Source organism: Streptomyces sp. NPDC042259 (assembly GCF_055582085.1).
The window spans coordinates 246,853-273,814 of record NZ_JBVJDW010000009.1 but is presented as its reverse complement, the minus strand read 5'-3'; the positions used below and the strand labels follow the sequence as shown (position 1 = coordinate 273,814).

Genomic DNA, 26,962 nt, shown 5'->3' with positions numbered 1-26,962 from the left:
ACATGTTCATTTGGAGGGGAAATGAATCGATCCGTCAGAGCCCTGGCGGTCGCGACCGTCGCCGCGTCGGCGATGGCCACGGCCCTGGGCGCCACACCCGCCCAGGCGGCGGGCGCGGTGGCCGGCGCACCGGGGATCAACGTCGTGTCGTGGAACATCTGCGGCGAGGCGGGGGGAGACCGCGGCATGGCGGGCTTCTGTCCGGACCGCGACGAACCGGCCAAGAAGATCGAACAGATCAAGCAGGTGGTGGACGAGCAGCGCGCCGATGTCGTGATGCTCCAGGAGGCCTGCGGGGAGGCCCCCGGCAGCCACATGGACATGCTCCAGGCCGCCCTGGGCGACAAGTGGTCCCTGCGGCACGCCGCCGGGGCCCGCCCCGACGGCCGTACCGACTGCCGCGCGGGCCTCAAGGGGCAGCTGGGCATCGTGCTGGCGGTCAAGGGCACGATCACCGGCTCCTGGTCGGAGAACGCCCTCCCGGCGGACCCGACGGGGGCCTCCAAGCAGACCCTGCCGGTCCTCTGCGCGACGGTGGCCGGCTGGACCACCACCCCCTGCACGACGCACATCGTCGTGGGGGACGACACACGGGCCGCGGCTCAGCTCAAGAACGTCAAGGCGTTCGCCGAGAAGCACGGCGGTGCGAACGGCTTCGTGCTGGGCGCCGACTTCAACCGCAACGGCGACGCGGCCGTGCTGCGTCCGATGAACACCGCCCTCGACCGGTGCGTCAACGAGACCACGTACCACGGCTGGGAATCGGACACCAAGCAGCACAGCTACCACTCGCTGGACCACTTCTACGCGACCAAGGCCGTGGGCAACAGCCGGTTCGCCTCGTGCGCCGTCGACAAGAAGCGGATGGACACCACGGAGAACGAGCCGGACAGCGGCCCGCCCAGCGGCGTCTCGGACCACGCGCCGATCATCGCCCGGCTGCGCGGCACCCCGGTGCCCGGTGACCTGAACGGGGACGGCAAGCCCGACCTTGTCGCCGTCGACGACGCGGGCAAGCTCCGGCTCTACCCCGGCCAGGGCAACGGCGGCGTCACCGGCAGCCCCACCGTCATCGGCGGCAGCGGCTGGTCCGGCGCCTCGGTGTCGCACCGCGGCGACCTCACCGGTGACGGCACCGAGGACGTCGTGGCCCGGGTCGGCGGCGAACTGCGCGTCTACCCCAACCGCGGTGACGGCTCGCTGGCCGACCCGGTCCGCCTCGCCGCACTGCCCACCGGCGCCCAGGTCGTGAGCGTCGGCGACCTCACGGGTGACGCCTACCCGGACGTCGTGGCCTCCTACGACGACAAGCTGTGGCTGTACGCGGGCGATCCGGCCGCGAAGCCCGCCGTCAAGCCCGCACGGCAGATCGGCAGCGGCGGCTGGTCCCCCATGACCCTGACCGCCATGGGTGACGCCGACCACGACGGCCTCCCCGACCTGCTCGCGCGCGACACCCGCGACGGCCGGCTGTGGCTCTACCGCGGCCGCCCGGACGGCACCTTCGACAACCGCACCGACTACGGCCACGGCTACGGCCCGGCCAACCGCCCCCTCCTCGCCGGCGCCGCCGACGCGGACGGCAACGGCACGGCGGACCTGTGGACCACCACCGACGAGGGCACCGGCACGCTGATGTTCTACGCCGGCGAGACGAACGCGGCGGGCAACCCGGTCGACGGCGACCGCACCACGGTCGGCATGAGCGGCTGGAACACGATCCGCTCCATCAGCTGACCTCCGCGCGACACGGGCGGGCCGTACGGGAGACCACCTCCCGTACGGCCCGTTCTTCATGTGCCGGGGCCCTCCGGGCCCGCCGTGGCGGCCAGCAGGCCGGCGAGTGCGGAGCGGGTCGCGCGGAGGCCGGCGATGTGGGCGTCGAGTTCGCTCAGGCGGGTGCGCAGATGCGTCGTCACGCACGGGTCGAAGTCCGCGCCCGCGCCCTGGACGCAGGGCAGGATCTCGCGGATGACGCGGGTGGGGAGCCCGGCCGCCAGGAGGGTGCGGATGCGGCGGACCGTCTCGGGGGCGTCGGGGGCGTAGCGGCGGTGGCCGCCGCCGGGGCGGTGGGTGGTGAGCAGGCCCTGTTCCTCGTAGTAGCGCAGGAGCCGCACGCTCACACCGGTCTCGCGCGCCAGCTCACCGATCTTCATATGGCTTGCCTCACAGAAGCTTGAATCTCACACGGGTGTGAGAATTTAGCGTTGCGTCCATGACGAACACAGCGACCGCCGCGACCCATTCCCCGGCCCCGGACCCCCACAACGGCAACCCCTTCAATCTGCGCGTCATCGAGGAGTTCCGGGCCAACGCGGGCCGCGTCGGCGGGCAGTTCGCCGGAACGCGGCTGTTGTTGCTCACCACGCGCGGCGCCCGCAGCGGGCTGTCGCGGACGACGCCGCTGGTCCATCTCCCGGACGGGGAGCGGCTGATCGTGTTCGCGTCGAACGGTGGCGCGCCCGCCGCGCCGGGCTGGTTCCACAATCTGACCGCCTCGCCGGAGGCCGTCGTCGAGGTGGGCACCGAGCGCTATCCCGTCCGGGCCCGCCTCGTCGAGGACTTCGCTCGCGAGGCGGTCTGGGAGCGGCAGATCGCGGCCGAGCCCGCGTTCGCGGACTTCCGCCGCCGGGCCCTGGCGGCCGGGCGGGACATCCCCCTGGTGGCACTGGAACGGGTCGGATAGGAGCACGCCCGGGTGCGCGCCGGGAGGCCCGGTGCCCACGGGTTCCACCGGGATTTCATCGGCCACTGCCACTGTCGTCCCAGTGCGCTCGGCCGGCCGTGCACCGCATCGGACGGCGGACGCGTAGCCCACTACATGGGGAGAACCGCATGCGAAAAGGAAAGATCGCGGCTGCGTCGGCCGCTCTCCTGGTGACATCCGGGCTCTCACTGGCGCAGGGACCCCCGGCACAGGCGGTGACGGCTCCGTGCGAGGGCACCTACACGATCGTTGTCGGGGGCACGTGGAGCACGTGGGACAACGACCGGTTCACCGGCAACATCCAGCAGCACGTGAGCTACTTCAGCCAGGTCCCCAGCGGGCCGAGCGTCCGGCAGGGCGTCGGTGAGCTGAACCGGCTGGTCCGGGAGCAACGTGCCGTGTGCCCGGACCAGCACGTCAAGATGGGCGGGTACTCCATGGGTGCCGCGGTGGTGCACGTGTGGATCAGCGAGAACTGGAGAACGTTCGGCAACGTCAACGCCGTTCTCCTCGCGGACCCCAAGCGTCAGGGCCCTCCCGGCACCCACGGCAGTGCCACGCCGTTCGGCGGCATCATCGGCGCCCCGCTCGCGGGCACCGACCGGAACTTCGGCAACGTGCCGGTCAAGTCGATCTGCTACTGGGACTACATCTGCGACGAGTCCGCCGGCATCGGGACCTACCCGAAGAACCACAACGACAACTACTGGCCGGACTTCAACATGGACCACCACAACGACGACGCCAACGAGCAGTGGTACAACGGCGCCTGGTACCCCTGGTAACACGCGGGTCGGAAGCCACCGGCCGGGCCCTCCGGGCGGACATGGTCAGACCAGTTCGCCGTCCTGCCAGACCGCCGCGACCAGGGGGACACCGGGGCGGTAGGCGAGGTGCACGTGGCTGGGCGCGTCGAGGAGGGCGAGGTTGGCGCGGGCGCCCGGGGCGAGGCGGCCGACGTCGGTGCGGCGCAGGGCCGCCGCGCCGCCGGCGGTGGCGGACCAGAGGGCCTCGTCCGGGGTCATGCCCATGTCCCGTACGGCCAGAGCCACGCAGAACGGCATCGAGCTGGTGAAGGACGAGCCGGGGTTGCAGTCCGTGGAGAGGGCGACGACGACGCCCGCGTCGAGGAGACGGCGGGCGTCGGGCCACGGGGCGCGGGTGGAGAACTCGGCGCCGGGGAGCAGCGTGGCGACCGTGGAGCCGTTCGCGAGGGCGTCGACGTCGGCGTCCGTGAGATGGGTGCAGTGGTCGGCGGAGGCGGCGTCGAGTTCGACGGCGAGCTGGACGCCGGGGCCGTGGGTGAGCTGGTTGGCGTGGACGCGCGGCAGCAGGCCCGCGCGCTTGCCGGCGGTGAGGATCGTGCGGGCCTGGTCGCCGTCGAAGGCGCCGCGCTCGCAGAAGACGTCGATCCAGCGGGCGTGCGGGGCGCAGGCGTCGAGCATCGGGCCGGTGACCAGGTCGACGTACGCCTCGGGGCGGTCGGCGAACTCGGGGGCGACGATGTGGGCGCCGAGGTAGGTCACCTCGTCGGTGTGGACGGAGGCGATGGTCAGGGCGCGGGCCTCGTCCTCGGTGGTGAGGCCGTAGCCGGACTTGATCTCGATGGTGGTGGTGCCTTGCCGCCGCGCTTCCGCGACGTAGCGGGCGACGTTGGCGTTCAGCTCGTTGTTCGAGGCGGCGCGGGTGGCGGCGACGGTGGTGCGGATGCCGCCGGCCGAGTAGCTCCGCCCGGACATCCTGGCGTTGAACTCGGCGGTGCGGTCGCCGGCGAAGACCAGGTGGGAGTGGGAGTCGACGAAGCCCGGGATGACCGCGCGGCCGCTCGCGTCGAGGCGGTTGTCAGTGGCGGGTGCTTTGCTGGACGGACCGACCCAGGCGATGCGGTCGCCGTCGATGACGATCGCCGCGTCCTGGATCAGTCCGAGGGGGCCCGAGCCGAGGGAGGGGTCGTTGGTGACGAGGGTGGCGATGTCGGTGATGGCCGTCGTGTCGGCCCTCTTCTTCCCGTCCGCCGGGTCGGGGGTGGCGCCGGGGATCGTCTCGGGGCTCATCTGGGGGAGGTTCTCCTTCGTCAGCCGCGCAGCGCGGCGATGCTGTCGGCCAGGGCTGACGGCACGTCGGGCACGCTCTGGTGCACTCCGTCGCGCACGATGTGCCGGCCGCCGACCACGGTGTGCCGGACGTCGGCGCTGGTCGCCGCGAATACGGCCGCCTCGGCGGCGAGCCGGGGCGGTGGCCCCGCCGTACGGACGGTGTCCAGCGCGATCGTGGTGAGGTCGGCGAGCGCGCCGGTCTCGATGCGGCCCGCCTCGTCCCAGCCGAGGGCCGCGTGGCCGTCGGTGGTGGCGGCGCGCAGCAGCTCGGCCGCCGACCAGTGGCCGCGGGCGCGGCTGTGCAGCCGTTCGTCCAGCTCCATGGCGCGGGCCTCTTCGAGGATGTCGATGACGGCGTGGCTGTCGCTGCCGAGGGAGAGCGGGGAGCCGCCGCGCTGGAGCTGCAGGGCGGGGCCGATGCCGTCGGCCAGGTCCCGTTCGGTGGTGGGGCACATGCACACACCGGTGCCGGAGCGGCCCAGGAGCCGCATGTCGCCGTGGGTGAGGTGGGTGGCGTGGACGGCCGTGGTGTGCGGTCCCAGGACGCCGTGGTCGGCCAGCAGCGTGGTGGGGGTGAAGCCGTGGGCCTCGACGCAGGCGTCGTTCTCGGCGGTCTGCTCGGAGAGGTGGACGTGCAGCGGGGCGGTGCGGTCCTGTGCCCAGGCGGCGACCGTGGCCAGCTGGTCGACGGGCACGGCCCGTACGGAGTGGATGGCCGCGCCGATCCGGGTGTTCGCGTCGGCCTTGAGGGCGTCGGCGCGCTCGGCCCAGCGGGCGGCGGTTCCGTCGCTGAAGCGGAGCTGGTGCCGGTTGGGCTGAGCGCCGAATCCGGCGGAGAGGTAGCAGGTGTCGAGAAGGGTGATGCGGATGCCGGCCTCGGCGGCGGCCGCGATCAGGGCCTCGCCCATGGCGTTGGGGTTGTCGTAGGCGCCGCCGCCGGGGGCGTGGTGGAGGTAGTGGAATTCGCCGACGGCGGTGATGCCGGCGAGGGCCATCTCGGCGTAGGTCGCCCGCGCGAGCGCGAAGTAGCTCTCGGGGGTGAGCCGGTCGGCGACGCCGTACATGACCTCGCGCCAGGTCCAGAAGGAGTCCGGCGCCCGGTCCGCCCCGGCGGCGGGCCGGTCGTCGCCCGCGCCCGGCAGCGCCTGGCCGGGTGCGGCCTGGACGACGCCGCGCAGGGCGCGGTGGAAGGCGTGGCTGTGGGCGTTCGCGAGCCCGGGGAGGGTCAGCCCGCGCAGGGTCGTGGCGCCGGGCGGCGGCAGCGGGACCTCGGTGCGGACGGCCGTGATCCGCCCGTCCCTCGTCTCGATGGCCACGCCGTGCTCGACGCGGTCACCGAGCCAGGCGTGCTCCGCCCAGTAAGTCACCTGCACGCGAGACCCTCCAGTACGTCGGCGAGAGCGGTCACCCCGGCCAGGCAGTCGTCCTCGGCCGCCGTTTCGGCGGGTGAGTGGGAGACACCGGTCGGGTTCCGCACGAACAGCATGGCGGTGGGGATGACGCCGGACAAAATACCCGCGTCGTGGCCCGCTCCCGTCGGCAACACGGGCACATCGCCCAGCAGCTTCGCCAGTTCGTCGCGGAGGTCGTGGGCGAATTCCACCACCGGGGTGAACGATTCCCGGGTGACGCGGACGTCGACGCCGTCGCGGGCGCCGCGCTCGGCCGCCGCGCGTTCGATGTCCTCGACGACGGCGGCGAGGGTCTCCTCGTCGGCGGCGCGGGAGTCCAGCCAGCCGCGGACCAGGGAGGCGATGGCGTTCACGCCGTTCGGCTCGACGCTGACCTTGCCGAAGGTGGCGAGGGCACCGGCGGTCCGGGCCTTCTTCCGGGCGGCCAGCACCGTGTTGGCGTAGGTGAGCATCGGGTCGCGGCGGTCCTCGATGCGGGTGGTGCCGGCGTGATTGGCCTCGCCGTGGAAGTCGAACCGCCAGCGCCCGTGCGGCCAGATGGCGGACGCGACGCCGACGGCGTGGTCGGTGTGCGCGAGGGCGCGGCCCTGCTCGACGTGCAGTTCGACGAACGCGCCGATCCGGGCGAGGCGCTCGGGGTCCGCCCCGACGGTCTCCGGGTCGTACCCGGCGCGTTCCATGGCCTGCGGGAGCGCGACGCCGTCGGCGTCGCGCAGCGCGTGGGCCTTGTCGAGGGTGAGCTGCCCGGCGGTGAGCCGGGAGCCGACGCAGGCGAGCCCGAAGCGGGCGCCCTCCTCGTCGCCGAAGTTGACGATGGCGAGCGGGCGGGTGGGCCGGGCGCCACGGGCGCGCAGCTCGTCGAGGGCGGCGAAGGACGACACGACGCCGAGGGGGCCGTCGAAGGCCCCGCCGTCCGGGACGGAGTCCAGGTGGGAGCCGGTGACGACGGCGTCCCCGGCGGCGGGGTCGCCGAGCCAGGCCCACTGGTTGCCGTTGCGGTCCTGCTCGTAGGTCAGGCCGCGGGTCTCGGCCTGGGCGCGGAACCAGTCGCGGCAGTCGGTGTCGGCGCCCGTCCAGGCGTAGCGGCGGTAGCCGCCCGAGGCCGCGTCGCGGCCGATGGGCAGCAGATCGCGCCACATCTCGTGGAACGAAGGCCCGGTGCGCGCACGCGGGCCGGGCTGTTCGGCCTCGGTCACGACGCGTCGTCCTCGCGCATCGGGATCCGCACGTCCTTCTCCGCCGCCACCGACTCCGCGATGTCGTAGCCCGCGTCGACGTGCCGGATCACGCCCATGCCCGGGTCGTTCGTCAGCACGCGGCGGATCTTCTCGCCCGCCAGCGCGGTGCCGTCGGCGACGGTGACCTGGCCCGCGTGGATGGAGCGGCCCATGCCGACGCCGCCGCCGTGGTGGAGGGAGACCCAGGAGGCACCGGAGGCGACGTTGACCATGGCGTTGAGCAGCGGCCAGTCGGCGATCGCGTCGGAGCCGTCGAGCATGGCCTCGGTCTCGCGGTACGGGGAGGCGACCGAGCCGCAGTCGAGGTGGTCGCGGCCGATGGCCAGCGGCGCGGCGAGCGTGCCGTCGGCGACCATCTCGTTGAAGCGCTCGCCGGCCTTGTCGCGCTCGCCGTAGCCGAGCCAGCAGATCCGGGCGGGCAGGCCCTGGAAGTGGACCCGCTCCCCGGCCATCTTGATCCAGCGGGCGAGGGACTCGTTCTCGGGGAAGAGTTCGAGCATCGCCTTGTCGGTCTTGTGGATGTCGGCCGGGTCGCCGGAGAGCGCCGCCCAGCGGAAGGGGCCCTTGCCCTCGCAGAAGAGGGGGCGGATGTAGGCGGGCACGAAGCCGGGGAAGTCGAAGGCGCGGGCGTAGCCCGCGAGCTGGGCCTCGCCGCGGATGGAGTTGCCGTAGTCGAAGACCTCGGCGCCGGCGTCCATGAAGCCGACCATGGCCTCGACGTGCCGGGCCATCGACTCCCGGGCCCGCTGGGTGAAGTCGGCGGGCTTCTCGGCCGCGTAGGAGGCCATCTCGTCGAAGTCGACGCCGACGGGCAGGTAGGCGAGCGGGTCGTGGGCGCTCGTCTGGTCGGTGACGATGTCGATGGGGGCGTTCATCGCCAGGAGCTGCGGAAGCAGCTCGGCGGCGTTGCCGAGGACGCCGATGGACAGCGGGCGGCGGGCGTCGCGGGCCTCGGTGGCCAGCTGGAGGGCGTGGTCGAGCGAGTCGGCCTTCACGTCCAGGTAGCGGTGCTCGATACGGCGGTCGATGGCGCGCGGGTCGCAGTCGATACAGATGGCGACGCCGTCGTTCATGGTGACGGCGAGCGGCTGGGCGCCGCCCATGCCGCCGAGCCCGGCGGTGAGGGTGATCGTCCCGGCCAGGGTGCCGTTGAACTTCTTGGCGGCGACGGCGGCGAAGGTCTCGTAGGTGCCCTGGAGGATGCCCTGGGTGCCGATGTAGATCCACGAACCGGCGGTCATCTGCCCGTACATGGTGAGGCCGAGGGCCTCCAGGCGCCGGAACTCCTCCCAGTTGGCCCAGTCGCCGACCAGGTTGGAGTTGGCGATGAGGACGCGGGGGGCCCATTCGTGCGTCTGCATCACGCCGACCGGGCGGCCGGACTGGACGAGCATCGTCTCGTCCTGCTTGAGGGTGGTCAGGGTGCGGACCATGGCGTCGAAGGAGCGCCAGTCGCGGGCGGCCTTGCCGGTGCCGCCGTAGACGACGAGCTTGTCCGGGTGCTCGGCGACCTCGGGGTCGAGGTTGTTCTGCAGCATCCGCAGCGCGGCTTCCTGCTGCCACCCCCGGGCGGTCAGCTCGGTTCCTCGCGGCGCTCGCACGGGTCGCGGTCCTGACATGGGCCCTGCCTCCCTGGCTCTGAATAGAACACTGCACATCTTGGGCCGCTGAATAGCGCTAGTCAACAGGTCGGTGGGAAGCCGGGCGGCCTCCCGGGGCGCGGAGACGCGCGGGGCGGGACACGCCGGGTTGCGCCGCGCACCCTCCCGGACCGCGGCCGCGGGTGGTGGAGTGGGGGCATGAGCGGGCGGAGCGCGGACGACAGGCGGACGGCGGCCGTGTCGGCCGCCGTGGGGCAGGGGGTCGTGGGGCCGGCGCACCCCGTGGCCGGGTTGCTGGACGTGCGGGGCATCCGCGAGGGCGCCGCCGCGTTGCGGGCCGCGTTCGCGGAGGTCGGGCGGGCGGAGGTGCTGCACGCCTTCGCCGTGAAGGCCGCCGCCCTGGTGCCCGTGCTGCGGCTGCTGGCCGACGAGGGGCTGGGCTGCGAGGTCGCCAGCCCCGGGGAGCTGGCGCTGGCCCGCGCGGCCGGTGTCCCGCCGGGGCACACCGTGCTGGACTCGCCCGCGAAGACCGGCGCGGAGCTGCGCGAGGCGCTGGCGCTCGGCATCACCGTCAACGCCGACAGCCGCGAGGAGCTGTCCCGGCTGGACGCGCTGGTGCGGTCCGCGCCGACCGGCGCGGCCCTGGGCGTACGGGTCAATCCGCAGGTCGGCGGCGGCAGCATCGACGCGCTCAGCACGGCCACGGAGACCTCGAAGTTCGGGGTGGCGCTGCGTGACGCGGGGGCCCGCGACTGGCTGGTCCGCGCCTACTCCGAGCGGCCGTGGCTGACCCGGATGCACGCCCACGTGGGCTCCCAGGGCTGCCCCCTGGAGCTGATGGCCGAGGGCGTACGGATCATCTACGAGCTGGCCGAGGAGATCAACCAGGTCGTCGGCCGGCAACAGATCGACACCCTGGACATCGGCGGCGGGCTGCCCGTGAACTTCACGTCCGACGAGGTCACGCCCACGTTCCGGGACTACGCCCGGCTCCTGGCCGGGACCGTCCCGGGGCTGTTCGACGGGCGCTACGGGCTGGTGACCGAGTTCGGCCGGTCGCTGCTGGCCAAGAGCGGCACGGTGCTGGCCCGGGTGGAGTACACCAAGTCCGCCGGGGGCCGCCGGATCGCGGTGACGCACGCGGGCGCCCAGGTCGCCACCCGCACGGTGTTCGCGCCGGCGTCCTGGCCGCTGCGGGTGGCGGTGTTCGACGGGCTGGGGCGGCCGAAGACGACCGAGCCGGTGCCGCAGGACATCGCCGGGCCGTGCTGCTTCGCGGGCGACCTCGTCGCCGTGGACCGGCCGCTGCCCCTCCTGGAGGCCGGGGACCACGTCGCCCTGCTCGACACGGGCGCGTACTACTTCTCGAACCACTTCGCGTACAACTCGCTGCTCCGCCCGGGGGTTTACGGCTACGCGCTCGCAGAAGGCGAGGGTGACGCCGGCGCCGTGCGGTTCGCTCCCGTACGCGCCCCGCAGACCCTGGAGGACCTGGTCGCCGAAAGCGGCGCGGCGCACGCCGGTGACCTGACGGCTCTGCGCTGAACCCCGGGGCTCCGCCCCGGACCGGGTGGGGAGGCGGCGCAGTAGGGTGCGCCGAGTGAATAGTGCTTCTCGCCTCCCGGCCAGCTTCCGCCTGATCGTCACGGGTGGAGGTACCGGGGGCCACACCTATCCCGCGTTGACCGCGATCCGCGCGCTCCAGCATCGGCTGGCGGCTGATGGCAGGGCGCTCGACGTCCTGTGGATCGGCACGGCGGACGGCCTGGAGGCCCGGGTGGCACCGGCCGAGGGCATCGCCTTCACGACCGTGGCCACGGGCAAGATCCGCCGCTCCAGCAACCCGCTCAAGATGGTGAGTCCGGCGAACGTCCGGGACATGGCCCGGGTACCGCTCGGTGTGGCCCAGGCACGGAAGATCGTCTCCGACTTCCAGCCGGACGTGGTGCTCGCCACGGGCGGGTACGTGGCCGTCCCCGCCGGACTGGCCGCCCGCATGTGCCGCCGTCCGTTGGTGCTCCACGAGCAGACGGTGCGCCTGGGCCTGGCCAACCGGAAGCTGGCGAGCTCGGCGACGAGGATCGCGGTGTCGTCGGAGTCGTCGCTGCCGCTCCTGCCGGAGTCGGTGCGGGGTTCCGCGGTCGTCACCGGCAACCCGATCCGCCCCGAGGTGCTGACCGGGCATCCGGACAAGGCCGTCGAGGCGCTGGGGCTGTACGGCTTCGACCGGCGTCTGCCGACCGTGTACGTCACCGGCGGCGCGCAGGGCTCCCAGCAGATCAACGGCGTCGTACGGGATGCGCTGCCGTGGCTGCTGGGGCGTGCGAACGTGATCCACCAGTGCGGGCCGGCCAACCTCGAAGGGCTTCGGCAGCACGCGGCAGCCCTGCCGTTGGAGCTGTCGGGCCGGTACTACCTCGCCGGCTTCGTCGGCCCGGAGCTGCCCGACGTACTGGCGCTGGCAGACGTCGTGGTCTCCCGGAGCGGCGCCGGGACCCTCGCCGAACTGACCGCGCTGGGCAGACCGGCGGTGTTCATCCCGCTCGCCTCCTCGGCCGGGAACGAGCAGGCGCACAACGCGCGGCATCTGGAGGACGCCGGGGCCGCCGTCGCGCTGCTCGGTGAGGTGACCGGTGGGAGCCTGCGGGACGCGCTGGACCCGCTCCTCACCGATCCCGCACGGCGGGAGGCGATGGCGGAACGGGCCCGGGCGCACGGACGGCCGGACGCGGCGGACAGGCTCGTGGACGTGCTCCTGTCCGCCGCGTCCGGCTGACCGGCGCGGGTCCTACGGAAGGTGCCGGGCGGCACCGTCCTCGACGAGGGTGACGACGTCGGCGAAGAAGGCGGCTTCCTTGCCCCACGGGTCTGGGACGTCGCGGTCCTCCAGGTAGAGGGCCAGCTTCGGAGCGGTGCGCTCGTCGGCCAGTTCCCGGAGCGCGGCGAGGTTACCCTCGTCCATGGCGAGGACGACGTCGGCCCACTCCAACAATTCCCTGTTGATGTGCACGCCGAGGTGGGGACTCATGTCATACCCTCGCGCCGCCGCGGCGGCGACCATCTCGGCGTGGGCGGGCTTGCCGGCCCACTTACCCACGGTGCCCGCCGACCTCACCTCGACCGCGTCCCCGCCGAGCTGGGCAAGGATGACGGCGGCGAGCGGGGAGCGGCAGTGGTTGCCGAGGCAGACCGTCAATATGCGTTGTGGCCGGGCGGTCATCCGACGGCTGCCGTCTCGGTGGCGGCCTTCACGACCTCGGAGGCGACGCGTTCCACGTCGGCCTCCGCCAGGTGCTGGTGGAATGGCAGGGTCATGATCTGGCGGCCAACCCGCTCGGTCACCGGCAGGGACCGGCACCACGGGGCGAAGGCCGGCTGCTGGTGGTTCGGCGGGTAGTGCGTGCCGACGCCGACACCCCGGGCTCGCAGCGTCCGGAACACCTGGTCGCGGTCCGCGTGGACAAGCACCGCGCACAGGTGGGGTACGGACCGTTGCACGTCGACGTCCACAACGGTGACGTCCTCGACGCACTGCAGAGCGGTCGCGTACGCCCGCCACAGGGACTTGCGCTTGGCCTCGGCCTCCGGGAAACAGCTGAGCTGTGCGGAGCCGATCGCCGCGTTGATTGACGACATCTGTACCCGCAGCCCGAAGCCTTCGACGGTGTAGCCGGTCGCCTCCGCGCGCCAGGCCGCCGACTCGACGATCCCGAGCCCGCGCAGCTTGCGGCAAGCCGCCGCTTCCAGCGCATCCCGCGGGACGATCATGCCGCCCTGCCCGCAGGTGAGGTTCTTGATCGGCCCGAAGCTGAAACAGGTCAGCGCACCAGTGGCTCCGACGCGCCGCGCGCCGGCGTAGGAGCCGAAGGCGTGGGCCGCGTCCTCGATGACGGTGATGCCTTGCTCGGCGAACACCGGCTGCGCCTCGGACAGGTCGACGGCCCGGCCGCCGTACAGCACGGGCATGACCGCGCGGGTGTCCGCGGTGACGGCGTCCAGCACTTCCGCGCTGCCGACACACGCGGTGAGCGGATTGACCTCGACGAACCGGGGCCGGGCGCCGACGGCGAGGATCGCCTGAATCGTGGCGCAGAAGGTGAGGGACGGGACGAGCACCTCATGGCCCGGGCCGATCCCGGCGGCGAGCAGGGCGACGTGGAGCGCGGACGTGCCGGAGGCGACCGCGACCGTCTCGGGGACGCCCAGGAAGGCGGCGACGTCGGCCTCGAACTGGTCGGTGACGCCGGTGTGGCCGTAGTGCCCGCTGCGCAGGACCCCGGCGAGCGCGGTCTCTTCGGGGCCGTAGAGGAACGGACGCGCGTTGTAGGCCGCGCCCGCCACCATAGTTGTGGTCATCGTTGGCCCTCCTCGACGATCAACGTCTCGGTGTACTTGGTGAGGCACACGTCCGGCTTGTACTGGAGCCGGTCGTGGTCGACGGGGTTCTCGAACAGGCCGGCGAGGAGCTGGCCGGTGAGATCGGCCCCGGCCGCCTCGCTCGCTGGGAATCCCCCGGCGACCCGGGCGTTGACCTCGGTCATGACGACCCGCTCCGGGCCGTCGCTGATGAAGCCCTGGGCACAGCAGGCGCCGACCGCGCCGACGGCGGCCAAGGTTTCCTGGACGAGCTCGGCCACCTCCCGGTCGTGGAACGTGCGGCTCACGACGGCAAGCCCGCCCTTGACGAGGAGCCGGTATCGCAGAATCACCGACGCCTGGCCGGAGCGGTCGACGAGGCAGTCCGCGGTGAACTCGGCTCCGTTCACGCGTTCCTGGACAATCGGGTCGGGGACGAGTTCGCACAGCACGCGCGCCTGATCCCTGGTGTGGCAGAGGTGCACGTTCTGGGCACCCTGCCCACGCCGGGGCTTGACGACCAGCGGGGTGCCGTCAGGGGCTCGGCCCAGTTCGTGGGGCAGGAAGGTGCGCGGCGTGGGGACGTCGTTCTTGCTGAGCGCCGTGTGGAACGCGGCCTTGTCGGTGCACGCTTCGATCGCGGCCGGGTCCGGCAGCCACGTCGTCACGCCGAGGTCGGACAGAGGGCGCCGCAGTGCGGCGAGCTTGCCGAGCTCGTGCTCGACGGTGGACAGGATCGCGTGTGGCCGGAGCTCGGCGCACAAGCGCAGGAGGCTGGACCGGTAGGAGACATCGGCGGCTGGGGCTGTGGTGCGCGGCGTGACATTCGGCAGCCGGAGACCGACGGCCAGCGGGTGGGAGTCCGCCGCGATGATGTCGCAACCGAGCCTGAGCAGGCTCCGTGCGAGGTCGAACCCGGGGGCTCCCCCGACGCCGGTCACGAGGATACGGCGCTTCTGCACGTCAGTGGACGACACGCGCGGTCTCCTCGACGGCAACCGCGATTTCGGCCCTGGGCATCGGCGCGTAAGGGTTGCGCATTAGCGGAGCCCACCGGTCGGGGTTGCACTGGTACCACTCCACAGCGGCGGCAAGGCCGTCCCCGAAGACGCGGGCGGGCCGGTAGCCGAGCTGAGTGGCGATCTTGTCCCAGTTCATCGAGTACCGGATGTCGTTCGACCGCCGGTCGGACACGTACACCACCGAGTCCCAGTCGGCGCCGCACATGCGCAGGAGGGTGTCGGTGAGTTCCACGGTGGTGAGATCCGTGCCGCCGCCGATGTTGTAGACCTCGCCAGGTACGCCACCGCGCAGGACCAGCTCGATGCCGGCGCAGTTGTCTTCGACGTGCAGCCAGTTGCGGACATGCTGGCCCTGGCCGTGGATGGTGACTTTGTCGCCCTGGAACAGCCGGGTGACGAACAGCGGGATGACTTTCTCGGGGTGCTGGTATGGCCCATAGTTGTTCGAGCTGCGCGTGACGCACACCGGGACGTCGTAGGTGTGGAAGTAGCTCAACGCCACGAAGTCGCTGGCGGCCTTCGACGCGGCGTAGGGCACGGTCGGCCGGACCGGGTCTTCCTCGATGGCAGCCCCTTCGGTCAAGGGCCCGTAGACCTCGTCCGTGGAGACGTGGACGAACCGCTTGATGCCGTAGCGCATGGCAGCGTCCGCGAGCGTCTGGGTGCCGAGCACGTTCGTGGACAGGAAGGTGCTGGCTGCGAAGAACGAGCGGTCGACGTGGGACTCGGCGGCGAAGTGGACGATCGCCGTGTGCTGCTGCACCAGGTCGTCGACCAACTTGGCGTCGATGATGTTGCCGTGGACAAACCGCAGCTTTGGGCTGAGGAAGGCCTTACCGAGATTTTCGGCGTGCCCCGCGTACGTGAGCGCGTCGAGAACGGTCACCTTGGCGACGTCGTCAGCACGCAAGATGCGCTTGACGAAGTGCGAGCCGATGAACCCGGCCCGCCAGTGACGAGCACTTTCTCCATGGTTGCCTCCGGTAGGAGCGCGAGCAGCGAAACGACGGGGGACGTCGCCCGTCTGCGGGACCACCATGGCGGCGCGGCGGTCGGTCAGGGACGGGCGGGCCAGGGGCGCTTTCGCACACGGTGTGCGGAACCGGCACCCGATGTGCATCCGTGCGCCCTACCTCCTCGTGAGGACCAGCGCTAGCGTCGTCCGCCCCGTCGGTGCACAGGAGGTGCCCATGGGTCACAGAACGGAAGATCTCGGGGCCGTCGTTCGCGGTGCCCGCGCTGCTGCCAGGCTGACGCAAGGGCAGTTAGGTGCAAGCTGCGGCTACTCGGCGTCGGCGATCTCCCGGATCGAGGGCAACAAGCTGCGTCCGGAGCCCTCCGCGATGCTCCTCATGGCCGAGGCGTTGGGCATCCCACCCGAGCGGCTGTGTGGTCCCGCAGTGCCACACGGGTCGGCGGTCGCTACGGTGGCGGGCGAGTGGCCGTCGGACGAGGAGGATGCGGTGCGTCGTAGGGAACTGCTGGCCGGGGCGCTCGCCGCTGGGGCGACGGCCGTCGTAGGCGCGGAGACGGCATCGGCAGCCGTGGTATCCGAGGACCTGACCGCCGCTCTGGAGGATGCCCTATTCCGGCTTCCGGCCGCCGAAGCGGTGCCGCTTGCGGTCCTGACCACGCAGACGTCTGCGGCACGGCAGACATTCCGGGCCGCGCGCTACAGCGAACTCGGCACCTCGCTGCCGGAGCTGCTCGCTGCGGCCGAGGCGACCCGGCACGCTGCGACCGGGCGTGCCCGGCAGCAGGCCGCCGCTGTGCTGGCCCGGGCCTACGTGCTCACCGCAGAACTCGCATCGAAGCAGCACTCCGACGCCGCGTGGGTCGCTGCCGACCGGGCCCTGTCCGCCGCCCGGTCCAGCGGGTCCCCGGTGCCGGTCGGGGAGGCGTCCCGGGTACTGGCAATCACGATGCGCCGCTCCGGTCGCTGGTCGCCTGCAGTGAACCTCCTCACCCGCGAGGCGGCCGAATTGGACCCATCCAAGGAACGCACCAGGGCCGTACGGACCACTCTGCTGCTGACCGCCGCGTATTCGGCGGCTACGGGTGGCGACCGCTCTGCGGCGCTCGCTCTGCTCGACGAGGCGGAGGAGGACACCAAGCGCCTGCCGGAGGTCCAGGGCCTCTTCACCGTGGAGGCGACCCGGACCCAGGTCGACGTCTATCGCATCGGGGCCCTCAACGCGCTCGGGACACCGGACGAGGGCGTGCAGGTCGCATCCGGGCTGAACATCGACTTCATGCCGACGCCGGAGCGACGCGCCCGGGCCTGGACGGACATTGCCCGCATGTGGCACGCCTTGGGTGATGGGCCACAGACGTTCACGGCGCTACGGCGGGTGGAGCAGGAGGCGCCCCAGGAAGTACGGCGCCCGGCGCTGCGGGCACTGACGTCAGATCTGCTGTACGGGCCCGCTCGCGTACAGGGGCTTCGTGAGTTCGCGATCCGTACCGGGGCGCTGGTTACCTGAGCTGAACCCTGGGGCTCCGCCCAGGAGCGCGGTCCGGGGGCGCTTGCCCCCCGGAAGAGTCGGAGCCCGGCGCACCGGTCAGCCCCGCGCCCCCGCGCGGACCCGCCTCGCGCCGCCCGGTGCAGCGTCGCCCGCCGAGAGCCCGGTCGTCTGGTAGCCGCCCACGGTCTTCCCGGCGGCGCTGCCGCGCGCCGCCTCCGGGCGGACCCAGAGCAGTACGTCGCCGGCGCGCTCCAGGCCGCCCAGCCACAGCGCCTTCGCCCACAGGCCGGTGCCCAGCCCGGCCATCGCCATCCCCGGCGCGGCCGGGACCGCGAAGGAGGCGGCCACGGCGGCGAGGAACGCCCCCGCGAGCCACCAGCGCCGGTGGCGCCGCCAGGCGCGTAGCGTCACGGCACGGTCCTGGAGGATGACGGACCTGCCCGCCCGCGACGCGCCGAGCGCCAGCTCCGCGTACCGTCCGCGGCGGGCCACGAACGCCCCGCACGCCGCGAGCAGGAACAGCGCCGCCCCGGCGAGCACACCGATCCGGCGCCCGGTGAGCCCCGGCACCAGCAACCCGACGCCGGCACTCACCACACCCAGCCACCACAGCGGACCGGCGGGGGCCCGTACGACCACCGCCACCCGCGCCAGCGCATACACCCCGCGCCCCACGGCAGACCTCCTTCTCACGCGTCCTTCACGTGCCGCGCGGCACGGTAACCGACCAAGATGAGGACCGGCTGAGAACCCGCGCCCACCGACGTCATACCCCGGTATCCCCCGCAAGTTGGCTCCGACGTATGACGCCTGGGCACCCGTTCGTTCCCTAAGGTCGGCTCATCAGCCGATCGGAAGGAGTCCGGGATGCCCGCATACGAGCGTGGTCTGCGGCGACGGGCGGTCATCGCGGCGGCGGCACTGACCGTGACGGGCCTGCTGGGCGTGACCGCACCCCGGGCGGACGCGCACGAGAGCGCGGGCCGCCCGTACGGGCACCTGCCGGCCCCCACCGGCCCGTACGCCGTGGGCACCACCACCCGGCACCTGACCGACGACGCGCGGCGGGATCCCTGGCGGCCCGGGCCGCGCGAGGTGATGGTGAGCTTCTGGTACCCGGCCGAACGGGGTCACGGCGGCCGGACGGCCCGTCACATGGACGAGCGCGCGGCGGCCCACTTCGGCTCCGCCACCGGCGCGGGCGCGCTCAACTACGGCGTGCCGGCCGACCGGGCCGACTGGGCCGCCACGCGCACGCACGCACGCGTGGACGCGCCCGTCGCCCGGTGCCCGGGCAAGCTGCCGGTCGTGCTGTACTCGGCGGGGCTGGGCGACCCGCGGACCTGGAACACCGGCCTGGTGGAGGACCTGGCCTCGCGCGGCTATGTGGTCGTGACCGTCGACCACACCTACGACTCCTCCGAAGTGGCCCTGCCCGGCGGGCGGCTGGCGACGTCCGTCCTCCCCGGGCTGGCCCGAAAGCCCGGCACCGACATCGGCGCGGTGCTGCGCAAGGCGATGCGGGCCCGGGTCGACGACACCCGCTTCGTCCTCGACACCCTCGGGGGCGCCAAGCGGCGCGTCGCCCTCCCGCCGGGCCTCACGAACGTCATGGACCTGCGGCGCGTCGGCATGGCCGGGCACTCCGCGGGAGGGTTCACCGCCCTCCAGACCATGCACGACGACCGTCGGATCCGGGCGGGGATCAACATGGACGGGACGCTGGAGTTCCCCGGCCCGGACGGCTCGGGAAGCGAACCGGGCACGGTGGCCCGCGACGGCCTGGACCGGCCGTTCCTGCTGATGGGCACGGAGTCCCCGGACTCCGGGGACTACCACCGGCAGCCGTCGTGGACGGCCCTGTGGAAGAACTCGACGGGCTGGCGCGGCGATGTGACGCTGCGCGGCTCGCGGCACGGTTCCCTCACCGACGCCTCCGCCCTGCTGCCGTCCCTCGCCGAGCGGGGCGCGGTGCCGCCGGAGACCGTCCGGGAGCAGCTCGGGACGGTGCGGCCGGAGCGCGCGGTGGCGGCGGGCCGGGCGTATGTCGCCGCGTTCTTCGACCGGTTCCTCAAGGGCCGCGACGACCACCTGCTCGACGGGCCGTCGCCCCGCTTCCCCGAAATGCGGTTCGCCCGGTAGGGCGTTTGGGACCGGTCTCTGCCGGAACGGCCGGAGGCCGATGTCCCTGCCGCCTCTCGCCTGGCCGGCGGTTCCCGGCTATCGGCCGGTCCCTGCCGCCTGCGGCGGCTTGGCTCCCTGCGGGCGCGTCCTCAATCGCCGGACGGGCTTGATGTGGCTGGGCTCAGCCAAAACAGCCCGTCCGGCGATTGAGGACGAAACGGCGGTCTGGCCGCCCACCCAACCCCGGCCGGACGGCCAGACCGCTTCACTCCACGAACAGCCCGCGCGCCAGCGCCTTCGAGTCGAACTCCTCCAGCCGCGCCTGCGCGTCCGGCAGGGCGTCGCACATCGCTTCCAGCAGCACCCGCCCCAGCAGCATCGGCGCGCACGCGGTGTCGAAGGCGAGGCCGGTGCCGACGGCGGCGGGGAGCAGGTGGTCGGTGTGGCCCGCGACGGGGGCGAAGGTGGAGTCGGCGACGGTGACGACGGTCAGCCCCGCGTCCCGCGCGTACTCCAGTGCCTCGACCACCTCGCGCGGATGGCGGGGCAGCGCGAAGCACAGCAGGGCGCTCGCCCCGGCCCGGACGGCCGCGTCGACGCGGTCGGCGAGCAGGGTGCCGCCCTCGTCGAGGAGCCGGACGTCGGGGTGCACCTTGCGGGCGAAGTAGACGAAGCCGCCCGCCTGGGCGGCCGCCGCGCGCAGACCGAGCACGGGCAACGGCCGCGACGCGGCGAGCAGCCGGCCGGCCCGGGCGACGGGGGCCGGGTCGGCGAGCAGCGAGGCGAGATGGCGCAGGTTGTCGATCTCGGCGTAAACGGCCTGCTGGTACTCGTTGTACGAGCCCTCGCCGGGCGCCTCGGCGGCGGGCACCACATCGCGCAGATGGCGGCGCAGGGCCGGGTAGCCGTCGAAGCCGAGGGCGACCGCGAAGCGGGTCACGGACGGCTGGCTGACGCCCGCCAGCTCGGCCAGCTCGACGCTGGAGAGGAAGGGCGCGTCGGCCGCCCGCCGCACCATGCAGTGGGCGATGCGGCGCTGGGTCGGCGTCAGCCGGTGCCCCTCGAAGAGCTTCTGCAGGCGTGCGGTGGCTTCCGGTTCGCCCCCGGTCTCCGTCATCGGGCCCTCCATGGTGTTCGACGGTTCACTCGACCTCGGACCTCCATTCAGATGGCCCTGACTCTGCATGAATATATGCAGCGCGCTGCCGCCGTCCACTGCGGCGCCCTACAGCGGCGGCAGCAGTTTCTTCTGCGGCTTGCCCATCGCGTTGCGCGGCAACGCCTCCAGGAAGCGGATGCGGCGCGGCCGTTTGTGGACGGACAGATGCCCGGCCACGAAGTCGATCAGTGCCTTCTCGCTCACCTCGTCGGCCACGACATAGGCGACGATCTCCTGCCCCAGATCGTCGTGCGGGGCCCCGACGACGGCCGCCTCGCGCACCGCCGGGTGGTCGAGCAGCGCGTTCTCCACCTCGCCCGCCCCGACCCGGTAGCCACCCGACTTGATCAGGTCGGTGGAGGCCCGGCCCACGATGCGGTGCGAGCCGTCCGGCTCGATGGCCGCGATGTCGCCGGTGCGGAACCACCCGTCGTCCGTGTACGCGGCGGCCGTCGCCTCCGGGCGGCCCAGGTAGCCGCTGAACAGCGTCGGCCCGCACACCTCCAGCTCGCCGATCTCCGCGCCGTTCTCCGCCACCACGCGGGTGCGCACCCCGGTCAGCGGCAGCCCGACCGAACCCGGCCGGCGCTCCCCGTCGGCCCGCGCGGAAATGGTGATCAGGGTCTCGGTCATGCCGTACCGCTCGACGGGCCGCTGCCCGGTCAGCCGTTCCAGGTCCCGGAAGACGGGCGCGGGCAGCGCCGCGCTGCCCGACACCAGCAGCCGCGCCCCGCTCAGCGCCCGCGCGGCGTCCGGTTCGCGCACGACGCGGGACCACACGGTCGGCACCCCGAAGTACAGGCTGCCGCCGGCCGCCGCGTACGCCTGCGGGGTCGGCCTGCCGGTGTGCACCAGGCGGCATCCGGTGCGCAGCGCGCCCAGGACGCCCAGCACGAGGCCGTGCACGTGGAAGAGCGGCAGCCCGTGCACGAGGGTGTCCTCTTCCGTCCACTGCCAGGCCTCCGCGAGCCCGTCCAGCCCCGCGGCCACCGCACCGCGCGGGATCAGCGCCCCCTTGGGCGCCCCGGTCGTCCCGGAGGTGTAGAGGATCAGCGCGGTCGCCCCGGGATCCTCGGCCACGGCCGTGAAGTCGGCGCGCTCGCCCGGATCCACCGGCACGTCGGCGTCCTCGCCGCCGCCCAGGACGAGTTCGGCGCCGGAGTCGCGCAGGATGTGCTCCCGCTCGGCCGGTCCGGCGTCGGGCGGCAGCGGCACCACGGGCACGCCGGCGAGCAGGCCGCCCACGACGGCCACGACGGTGGACACGGCCGCCTCGGCCCGGACGGCCACGGAGGCCGCCCCGGCGATCCGGTGCGCCACCGCGCCCGCGGCACCGAGGAGTTCCTCCCGGGAGAGGGCCTGCCCGGCGACGGTGAGGGCGTCCGCCCGGTCGACGGCCCCGGGTCCGGCGAGGGACGACAGCAGAGGTACGGGCACGGACTGCTCCTTCCACGGGGGTCCCCGGTGTGACGGGGACTTTCCCTACTGCGGATACGGGTGCTGGCCCCCCTGACCGCGGGGCCTCAGTGACCGTACCGTTACGGGCATGACGGCCCGCGACCCCGAGCTGAAGAAGGAACTCGACGCGACCCTCCAGACCCGCAAGGAACTGGGGTCGGAGTACGAGTCGGAACTCATCGAGTCGTTCCTGGAGAAGGTCGACCGTGCCGTCGAGCGGAAGCTCGACGGCACGGTCGACAAGCGCGTGCGACGGCACCTGGCCGAACAGCAGATGACGCTCGCCCGCGGCGGCCGCCCCGGCGGCTCCGCACCGGGCGCCTTCGGCGAGCGCTTCGGCTTCGTCGCGCTCTCCCTGTTCCTGGCGATCCCCCTGTCCGCCATAGCCGTGACCAACGCGGGCCTGTCCGGCCTGCTGGTGAGCTGGGCGGGCATCGTCGGCGTCAACGTGGCGCAGTCGGCGGGAGGTTTCCCCTGGCGCCACGCCCGGAAGAAGGAACCGGCGGACTGGGAGTAGGGGACCGAAAACGCTTCCGGGCACCCCGTTTCCGCCTTCGCGTGGGCGGCTCGCGCCGGGCGGATGTTCGGCCGCGGGGCCGTCTTTGCCGCCGCGGCGCGTGGCGTGTGCACCACCGCTGCGCGGCGGTGTCCTCAATCGCCGGACGGGCTGGATGTGGCTGGGCTCATCCTCATCAAGCCCGTCCGGCGGTTGAGGGCACAGCACATCCAGCCCGTCCGGCGATTGAGGAAATGGCACGTCGAGGCCGTTCGGCGGCGGTTGAGGGCTCGGCCATGTGCGAACGCGAGAGGGCGCTTCGACTCCGCTTGAGCGGCGCCCCCGTTTCCGGTACGAGTGAGCCAAAGGGCGCGCCCCTGTCGAAAGCGACGAGACCAAGCGTCGGAGCGAGGAACGAGCGACAAAGCGCCGTGTCGAGGAGTGTCGACAGGGGATCAGAGCGCCCGGAGGCGAACGAGTCCAAAAAAAGGGGGACCGCCGCACCCCGGCCGGAGGCCAGAGTCGGGACAACGGCGGTCCCCACCAAACGCGCCGGCCCAGGAGTCCGGGAGCCGCTCCGGAATTCCCACCGCCGCTGAGGCGCGCCGGCCCGGACGCGTACGTCCGTGCCGACACCCCTCCACCATGCCGGTCCGTTGTTAAGCCCGTGCTGCGAGCACATGACGTGTACGTGCACGCACCTTTGCCGCCCCGCAAGCCGCAGCAAACCGCAGCCGCAGCCCGCAGACCACCAACGCGGGCCGCAGGCCTACTTGGTGCCCTCCGCCAGGAAGGCCAGCAGGTCCTGACGGCTCACCACACCGGTCGGCTTGCCCTCGGTGATGACGACCGCCGCGTCGGCCTGGCCGAGCACGGCCATCAGGTCGGCGACCGGCTCACCGGCGCCGACCTGCGGCAGCGGCGGGCACATGTGCTTCTCCAGCGGGTCGGAGAGGGAGGCGCGCTGGGCGAACAGGGCGTCCAGCAGCTCCCTCTCCACGACCGAACCGATGACCTCGGCGGCCATCACATCGGGGTGCCCCGCTCCCGGCTTCACGATGGGCATCTGCGAGACGCCGTACTCGCGGAGCACCTCGATGGCCTCACCGACGGTCTCCTCGGGGTGCATGTGCACCAGCGAGGGCATGTCGCCCTCCTTGCGGCGCAGCACGTCGGCGACGCGCGCGGCGTCACCGGCTTCCTCCAGGAAACCGTAGTCCGCCATCCACTCGTCGTTGAAGATCTTGCTGAGGTAGCCGCGGCCGCTGTCGGGCAGCAGGACGACGACCACGTCGTCCGGGCCGAGCCCCTCGGCGGCGCGCAGGGCGCTGACGACCGCCATGCCGCAGGAGCCGCCGACGAGCAGGCCCTCCTCCTTGGCGAGGCGGCGGGTCATCTGGAAGGCGTCCTTGTCGGAGACCGCGATGATCTCGTCCGTCACCGTGCCGTCGTAGGCGGTCGGCCAGAAGTCCTCACCGACGCCCTCGATCAGGTACGGGCGGCCGGAGCCGCCGCTGTAGACCGAGCCCTCCGGGTCCGAGCCGATGACCTTGACCCGGCCGCCGCTGATCTCCTTGAGGTAGCGGCCGGTGCCGCTGATCGTGCCGCCGGTGCCGACGCCCGCGACGAAGTGGGTGATCTTCCCCGCCGTCTGCTCCCACAGCTCGGGGCCGGTGGTCTCGTAGTGGGAGAGGGGGTTGTTCGGGTTGCTGTACTGGTCTGGCTTCCAGGCGTTGGGGGTCTCCGCGACGAGCCGGTCGGAAACGTTGTAGTAGGAATCCGGGTGCTCGGGGTCCACCGCGGTCGGGCAGACCACGACCTCCGCGCCGTACGCCCGCAGCACATTGATCTTGTCAGTGGAGACCTTGTCCGGGCAGACGAAGATGCACTTGTAACCCTTCTGCTGAGCCACGATCGCGAGGCCCACCCCGGTGTTGCCGGACGTCGGCTCGACGATCGTGCCGCCGGGCTTCAGCTCTCCGGACTTCTCGGCGGCCTCGATCATCCGCACGGCGATACGGTCCTTCACCGAGCCGCCGGGGTTGAAGTACTCGATCTTGGCAAGCACGGTGGCTTGAAGGCCTTCGGTCACGCTGTTGAGCTTCACGAGCGGGGTGTTGCCAACGAGCTCAATCATCGAATCGTGATACTGCACGGTGATCTCCGCGGTCGGGGGTACTAGCGGTCATCGCGTACCCGTACATCCAGCCTATTGCGCCGCCGAGTGCACTAGCGGCGCGTTGCGCGGGCGGGCGCTCGGGGCAACAAGCTGTTAACACGGTCGGGCAAGGGTGCGCGGCGGTGGATCGGGAGGAGGCCCGGGCCTATGTCCATGTCGAGGGCGAGGGTCGCACGGCGGATCGCGGCCGCCGCCGCGTACGGCGGCGGCGGGGTGGGGCTGCTGGGTGGGGCGGCGCTGGGGGTCCTCCTCACGGAGGTCGCGCTGGCCAGGCGGGTGGTCGGCGGGAACAACGACACACCGCCGCGTGCGGACGGCCGCTACGGGTCCTCCTTCGTCCACCGGCTGGGGCACGAGCCGCTGCTGCTGGGCGTGCTCGGCGACTCCACGGCCGCCGGGCAGGGCGTCCACCGCCCCCGGCAGACCCCGGGGGCCCTGCTGGCCTCGGGGCTCGCCGCGGTCGCGGAGCGGCCCGTCGAGCTGCGCAACGTGGCACTGTCGGGCGCGCAGTCGCACGACCTGGAGCGGCAGGTCACCATGCTGCTGTCCGACCCGGCCCGGGTCCCCGACGTCTGCGTGATCATGATCGGGGCGAACGACGTCACCCACCGGATGCCCTTCGCCCGGTCCGTGCGGCTGCTCTCCGACGCGGTGCGCAGACTGCGCGAGGCGGGCTGCGAGGTGGTCGTGGGCACCTGCCCCGACCTGGGCACGCTCGAGCCGGTGTACCAGCCGCTGCGCTGGCTGGCCCGGAAGCTGAGCCGCCAGCTGGCGGCGGCGCAGACCATAGGGGTGCTGGAGGCGGGCGGGCGCACGGTCTCGCTGGGCGCCCTGCTGGGTCCGGAGTTCGAGCAGAACCCGCGGGAGCTGTTCGGGCCGGACAACTACCACCCCTCGGCCGAGGGGTACGCGACGGCGGCCATGGCGGTGCTGCCGACGCTGTGCGCGGCGCTGGGCTGCTGGCCGGAGGACGAGGAGCGGCCGGACGTCACCCGCCGCGAGGGCATCCTGCCCGTGGCCCGGGCGGCCGCGCAGGCGGCGGCCGAGGGCGGCACGGAGGTCACGGCGGCGCGCGGCCGGTGGGCCCTGCTCAAGCACCGCAAGCGGCGGCGGCTGCCGGCGCACACGGAGCCCACGCCCCACCACGTCTGGTCCCGGGCGCGGCGGGAGACCTGAGCGGGCGGGCACCCGCTTGCCTGAGCGGGCGGCGGGTACCCGCTGCCTGAGCAGCCGCTTAGAAAAGAGGCCCGCATCACAGCGCGGAGTCGGTGACCATGGCGCTACGTGCGGGTAACTTCCAGCAGAGTCAGCCCTTTCGCGCCCCCTGGAGCCGTGATGCCCGAAGCCGTGATCGTCTCAACCGCCCGCTCCCCCATCGGCCGCGCCTTCAAGGGCTCGCTGAAGGACCTGCGCCCCGACGATCTGACCGCCACGATCATCCAGGCGGCGCTCGCCAAGGTCCCCGAGCTGGACCCGCGCGACATCGACGACCTGATGCTCGGCTGCGGTCTGCCCGGCGGCGAGCAGGGCCACAACCTGGGCCGGATCGTGGCCGTGCAGATGGGCATGGACCACCTGCCGGGCTGCACGATCACCCGGTACTGCTCCTCCTCGCTGCAGACCTCGCGGATGGCGCTGCACGCCATCAAGGCGGGCGAGGGCGACGTCTTCATCTCGGCGGGCGTCGAGATGGTCTCCCGGTCCGTCAACGGCTCGTCCGACGGCATGCCCGGCACCCACAACCCGCTCTTCGCGGACGCCGAGGCCCGCACCGCCGACCGGGCCGGGCAGGAGGGCACCGACTGGCACGACCCGCGCGAGGACGGCCTCGTACCGGACGCGTACATCGCGATGGGGCAGACGGCCGAGAACCTGGCCCGCCTCAAGGGCGTCACCCGCCGGGACATGGACGAGTTCGGCGTGCGGTCGCAGAACCTCGCCGAGGAAGCCATCAAGAACGGTTTCTGGGCGCGGGAGATCACCCCGGTCACCACGCCGGACGGCACGGTCGTCTCGACGGACGACGGCCCGCGCGCGGGCGTGACCCTGGAGGGCGTCTCGGGCCTGAAGCCGGCCTTCCGCCCGGACGGTCTGATCACGGCGGGCAACTGCTGCCCGCTCAACGACGGCGCCGCCGCCCTGGTGATCATGTCCGACACCAAGGCACGCGAGCTGGGCCTGACCCCGCTCGCCCGGATCGTGTCGACCGGCGTCTCGGGCCTGTCGCCCGAGATCATGGGCTATGGGCCGGTAGAGGCCAGCAAGCAGGCGCTGAAGCGCGCCGGGCTGGGCATCGGCGACATCGACCTGGTCGAGATCAACGAGGCGTTCGCGGCGCAGGTCATCCCCTCGTACCGGGACCTCGGCATCGACCTGGACCGCCTGAACGTCAATGGCGGCGCCATCGCGGTGGGCCACCCCTTCGGCATGACGGGCGCGCGCATCACCGGCACGCTCATCAACTCGCTGCAGTTCCACGACAAGCAGTTCGGCCTGGAGACGATGTGCGTGGGCGGCGGCCAGGGCATGGCGATGGTGATCGAGCGCCTGAGCTGAGCCGCAGCGCAGCGGAGGCTCAGTTCAGGCGCGCCAGAAAAGCACGGGCGGCTGAGCTGAGCCGCAACGGGGGCTCAGCGCAGACGCGACAGA

The 26,962-nt window shown here is 72.7% G+C and carries 23 protein-coding genes; 10 read left to right on the top strand and 13 right to left on the bottom strand.

Going from position 1 to position 26,962, the window contains the following annotated elements; translation table 11 throughout:
- Positions 1-21: 21 nt before the first annotated feature.
- The gene (locus tag ACZ6MA_RS24100) at positions 22-1,737 is read left to right on the top strand and encodes an FG-GAP-like repeat-containing protein (protein WP_469435994.1); all 1,716 of its coding nucleotides are present in this window, start codon (positions 22-24) and stop codon (positions 1,735-1,737) included.
- 56 nt (positions 1,738-1,793) lie between these two features.
- Here the strand turns inward: ACZ6MA_RS24100 and ACZ6MA_RS24095 are convergent, their stop codons facing one another.
- Positions 1,794-2,156, bottom strand: coding sequence for a MerR family transcriptional regulator (locus ACZ6MA_RS24095; RefSeq protein WP_469435993.1), 363 nt, complete (start codon positions 2,154-2,156; stop codon positions 1,794-1,796).
- A 59-nt stretch (positions 2,157-2,215) separates the two neighbouring features.
- Between ACZ6MA_RS24095 and ACZ6MA_RS24090 the strand changes: the two genes are divergently transcribed.
- Positions 2,216-2,686 carry a nitroreductase/quinone reductase family protein gene (locus ACZ6MA_RS24090; RefSeq protein ID WP_469435992.1) on the top strand — a complete coding sequence of 157 codons (471 nt, stop codon included), beginning with the start codon at positions 2,216-2,218 and terminating at the stop codon, positions 2,684-2,686.
- A 149-nt stretch (positions 2,687-2,835) separates the two neighbouring features.
- On the top strand, positions 2,836-3,492 hold the full coding sequence (locus ACZ6MA_RS24085) for a cutinase family protein (RefSeq protein ID WP_469435991.1): 657 nt from the start codon (positions 2,836-2,838) through the stop codon (positions 3,490-3,492).
- A 45-nt stretch (positions 3,493-3,537) separates the two neighbouring features.
- On the opposite strand, the gene hutI is transcribed toward ACZ6MA_RS24085, so the two are convergent.
- Genes hutI through hutU form a run of 4 tightly spaced genes read right to left on the bottom strand, consistent with a single transcriptional unit; the run spans position 3,538 to position 9,072 of the window.
- Positions 3,538-4,761 carry an imidazolonepropionase gene (gene hutI, locus ACZ6MA_RS24080; protein ID WP_469435990.1) on the bottom strand — a complete coding sequence of 408 codons (1,224 nt, stop codon included), beginning with the start codon at positions 4,759-4,761 and terminating at the stop codon, positions 3,538-3,540.
- A gap of 20 nt (positions 4,762-4,781) precedes the next feature.
- Complete coding sequence (locus ACZ6MA_RS24075; protein ID WP_469435989.1) at positions 4,782-6,176, bottom strand: formimidoylglutamate deiminase; 1,395 nt, start codon at positions 6,174-6,176, stop codon at positions 4,782-4,784.
- On the bottom strand, positions 6,167-7,354 hold the full coding sequence (locus ACZ6MA_RS24070) for an allantoate amidohydrolase (RefSeq protein WP_469436045.1): 1,188 nt from the start codon (positions 7,352-7,354) through the stop codon (positions 6,167-6,169). The genes ACZ6MA_RS24075 and ACZ6MA_RS24070 overlap by 10 nt, the downstream gene beginning before the upstream one ends.
- A 53-nt stretch (positions 7,355-7,407) precedes the next feature.
- The gene (gene hutU / locus ACZ6MA_RS24065) at positions 7,408-9,072 is read right to left on the bottom strand and encodes a urocanate hydratase (protein WP_469435988.1); all 1,665 of its coding nucleotides are present in this window, start codon (positions 9,070-9,072) and stop codon (positions 7,408-7,410) included.
- A 180-nt stretch (positions 9,073-9,252) separates the two neighbouring features.
- Between hutU and ACZ6MA_RS24060 the strand changes: the two genes are divergently transcribed.
- Both ACZ6MA_RS24060 and ACZ6MA_RS24055 read left to right on the top strand, forming a co-directional pair.
- Positions 9,253-10,599 carry a type III PLP-dependent enzyme domain-containing protein gene (locus ACZ6MA_RS24060; RefSeq protein ID WP_469435987.1) on the top strand — a complete coding sequence of 449 codons (1,347 nt, stop codon included), beginning with the start codon at positions 9,253-9,255 and terminating at the stop codon, positions 10,597-10,599.
- Positions 10,600-10,693: 94 nt separating this feature from the next.
- On the top strand, positions 10,694-11,830 hold the full coding sequence (locus ACZ6MA_RS24055) for a UDP-N-acetylglucosamine--N-acetylmuramyl-(pentapeptide) pyrophosphoryl-undecaprenol N-acetylglucosamine transferase (RefSeq protein ID WP_469436044.1): 1,137 nt from the start codon (positions 10,694-10,696) through the stop codon (positions 11,828-11,830).
- Between the two features lie 12 nt (positions 11,831-11,842).
- On the opposite strand, the gene ACZ6MA_RS24050 is transcribed toward ACZ6MA_RS24055, so the two are convergent.
- From ACZ6MA_RS24050 to ACZ6MA_RS24035, 4 genes are read right to left on the bottom strand one after another with little or no spacing between them, the layout of a single operon-like run.
- A complete protein-coding gene (locus ACZ6MA_RS24050; RefSeq protein WP_469435986.1) occupies positions 11,843-12,274 on the bottom strand; it encodes an arsenate reductase/protein-tyrosine-phosphatase family protein in 432 nt (143 codons plus the stop codon).
- Entirely contained in the window at positions 12,271-13,410 is a 1,140-nt protein-coding gene (locus ACZ6MA_RS24045; RefSeq protein ID WP_469435985.1) for a DegT/DnrJ/EryC1/StrS family aminotransferase, read from the bottom strand. Before ACZ6MA_RS24045 ends, ACZ6MA_RS24050 begins: the two co-directional genes overlap by 4 nt.
- Positions 13,407-14,387, bottom strand: coding sequence for an ATP-grasp domain-containing protein (locus ACZ6MA_RS24040; protein ID WP_469435984.1), 981 nt, complete (start codon positions 14,385-14,387; stop codon positions 13,407-13,409). The genes ACZ6MA_RS24045 and ACZ6MA_RS24040 overlap by 4 nt, the downstream gene beginning before the upstream one ends.
- Positions 14,374-15,342 carry a dTDP-glucose 4,6-dehydratase gene (locus tag ACZ6MA_RS24035; RefSeq protein ID WP_469435983.1) on the bottom strand — a complete coding sequence of 323 codons (969 nt, stop codon included), beginning with the start codon at positions 15,340-15,342 and terminating at the stop codon, positions 14,374-14,376. The genes ACZ6MA_RS24040 and ACZ6MA_RS24035 overlap by 14 nt, the downstream gene beginning before the upstream one ends.
- Before the next feature lie 280 nt (positions 15,343-15,622).
- Here ACZ6MA_RS24035 and ACZ6MA_RS24030 point away from each other — a divergent pair, with 280 nt between their 5' ends.
- The gene (locus ACZ6MA_RS24030) at positions 15,623-16,915 is read left to right on the top strand and encodes a helix-turn-helix domain-containing protein (RefSeq protein WP_469435982.1); all 1,293 of its coding nucleotides are present in this window, start codon (positions 15,623-15,625) and stop codon (positions 16,913-16,915) included.
- 78 nt (positions 16,916-16,993) lie between these two features.
- Here ACZ6MA_RS24030 and ACZ6MA_RS24025 read toward each other — a convergent pair whose 3' ends face one another.
- Positions 16,994-17,572, bottom strand: a complete 579-nt coding sequence (locus ACZ6MA_RS24025) for a hypothetical protein (RefSeq protein ID WP_469435981.1) — start codon at positions 17,570-17,572, stop codon at positions 16,994-16,996.
- A gap of 192 nt (positions 17,573-17,764) precedes the next feature.
- On the opposite strand from ACZ6MA_RS24025, the gene ACZ6MA_RS24020 reads away from it, so the two are divergent.
- Positions 17,765-19,039 (top strand): alpha/beta hydrolase family protein, encoded by a 1,275-nt coding sequence (locus tag ACZ6MA_RS24020; RefSeq protein ID WP_469435980.1) that lies wholly within the window; start codon positions 17,765-17,767, stop codon positions 19,037-19,039.
- A gap of 247 nt (positions 19,040-19,286) precedes the next feature.
- On the opposite strand, the gene ACZ6MA_RS24015 is transcribed toward ACZ6MA_RS24020, so the two are convergent.
- Together ACZ6MA_RS24015 and ACZ6MA_RS24010 are read right to left on the bottom strand one after the other, a co-directional pair.
- Positions 19,287-20,138, bottom strand: a complete 852-nt coding sequence (locus ACZ6MA_RS24015; RefSeq protein ID WP_469435979.1) for a MurR/RpiR family transcriptional regulator — start codon at positions 20,136-20,138, stop codon at positions 19,287-19,289.
- Positions 20,139-20,246: 108 nt separating this feature from the next.
- On the bottom strand, positions 20,247-21,617 hold the full coding sequence (locus ACZ6MA_RS24010; protein ID WP_469435978.1) for an acyl-CoA synthetase: 1,371 nt from the start codon (positions 21,615-21,617) through the stop codon (positions 20,247-20,249).
- A 109-nt stretch (positions 21,618-21,726) separates the two neighbouring features.
- Between ACZ6MA_RS24010 and ACZ6MA_RS24005 the strand changes: the two genes are divergently transcribed.
- Positions 21,727-22,155 carry a hypothetical protein gene (locus tag ACZ6MA_RS24005; RefSeq protein ID WP_469435977.1) on the top strand — a complete coding sequence of 143 codons (429 nt, stop codon included), beginning with the start codon at positions 21,727-21,729 and terminating at the stop codon, positions 22,153-22,155.
- A 748-nt stretch (positions 22,156-22,903) separates the two neighbouring features.
- On the opposite strand, the gene ACZ6MA_RS24000 is transcribed toward ACZ6MA_RS24005, so the two are convergent.
- Positions 22,904-24,289 carry a cystathionine beta-synthase gene (locus ACZ6MA_RS24000; RefSeq protein ID WP_469435976.1) on the bottom strand — a complete coding sequence of 462 codons (1,386 nt, stop codon included), beginning with the start codon at positions 24,287-24,289 and terminating at the stop codon, positions 22,904-22,906.
- Between the two features lie 171 nt (positions 24,290-24,460).
- Here ACZ6MA_RS24000 and ACZ6MA_RS23995 point away from each other — a divergent pair, with 171 nt between their 5' ends.
- Both ACZ6MA_RS23995 and ACZ6MA_RS23990 read left to right on the top strand, forming a co-directional pair.
- On the top strand, positions 24,461-25,489 hold the full coding sequence (locus ACZ6MA_RS23995) for an SGNH/GDSL hydrolase family protein (RefSeq protein WP_469435975.1): 1,029 nt from the start codon (positions 24,461-24,463) through the stop codon (positions 25,487-25,489).
- A gap of 159 nt (positions 25,490-25,648) precedes the next feature.
- Positions 25,649-26,869, top strand: a complete 1,221-nt coding sequence (locus tag ACZ6MA_RS23990; RefSeq protein WP_469435974.1) for an acetyl-CoA C-acetyltransferase — start codon at positions 25,649-25,651, stop codon at positions 26,867-26,869.
- Positions 26,870-26,962: the final 93 nt, after the last annotated feature.

Coding starts and splice junctions, on each gene's coding strand:
- ACZ6MA_RS24100 (WP_469435994.1), top strand. CDS start 22: ATGAATCGATCCGTCAGAGCCCTGGCGGTCGCGACCGTCGCCGCGTCG.
- ACZ6MA_RS24095 (WP_469435993.1), bottom strand. CDS start 2,156: ATGAAGATCGGTGAGCTGGCGCGCGAGACCGGTGTGAGCGTGCGGCTC.
- ACZ6MA_RS24090 (WP_469435992.1), top strand. CDS start 2,216: ATGACGAACACAGCGACCGCCGCGACCCATTCCCCGGCCCCGGACCCC.
- ACZ6MA_RS24085 (WP_469435991.1), top strand. CDS start 2,836: ATGCGAAAAGGAAAGATCGCGGCTGCGTCGGCCGCTCTCCTGGTGACA.
- hutI (WP_469435990.1), bottom strand. CDS start 4,761: ATGAGCCCCGAGACGATCCCCGGCGCCACCCCCGACCCGGCGGACGGG.
- ACZ6MA_RS24070 (WP_469436045.1), bottom strand. CDS start 7,354: ATGTGGCGCGATCTGCTGCCCATCGGCCGCGACGCGGCCTCGGGCGGC.
- hutU (WP_469435988.1), bottom strand. CDS start 9,072: ATGTCAGGACCGCGACCCGTGCGAGCGCCGCGAGGAACCGAGCTGACC.
- ACZ6MA_RS24060 (WP_469435987.1), top strand. CDS start 9,253: ATGAGCGGGCGGAGCGCGGACGACAGGCGGACGGCGGCCGTGTCGGCC.
- ACZ6MA_RS24050 (WP_469435986.1), bottom strand. CDS start 12,274: ATGACCGCCCGGCCACAACGCATATTGACGGTCTGCCTCGGCAACCAC.
- ACZ6MA_RS24045 (WP_469435985.1), bottom strand. CDS start 13,410: ATGACCACAACTATGGTGGCGGGCGCGGCCTACAACGCGCGTCCGTTC.
- ACZ6MA_RS24030 (WP_469435982.1), top strand. CDS start 15,623: ATGGGTCACAGAACGGAAGATCTCGGGGCCGTCGTTCGCGGTGCCCGC.
- ACZ6MA_RS24020 (WP_469435980.1), top strand. CDS start 17,765: ATGCCCGCATACGAGCGTGGTCTGCGGCGACGGGCGGTCATCGCGGCG.
- ACZ6MA_RS24015 (WP_469435979.1), bottom strand. CDS start 20,138: ATGACGGAGACCGGGGGCGAACCGGAAGCCACCGCACGCCTGCAGAAG.
- ACZ6MA_RS24005 (WP_469435977.1), top strand. CDS start 21,727: ATGACGGCCCGCGACCCCGAGCTGAAGAAGGAACTCGACGCGACCCTC.
- ACZ6MA_RS23995 (WP_469435975.1), top strand. CDS start 24,461: ATGTCCATGTCGAGGGCGAGGGTCGCACGGCGGATCGCGGCCGCCGCC.
- ACZ6MA_RS23990 (WP_469435974.1), top strand. CDS start 25,649: ATGCCCGAAGCCGTGATCGTCTCAACCGCCCGCTCCCCCATCGGCCGC.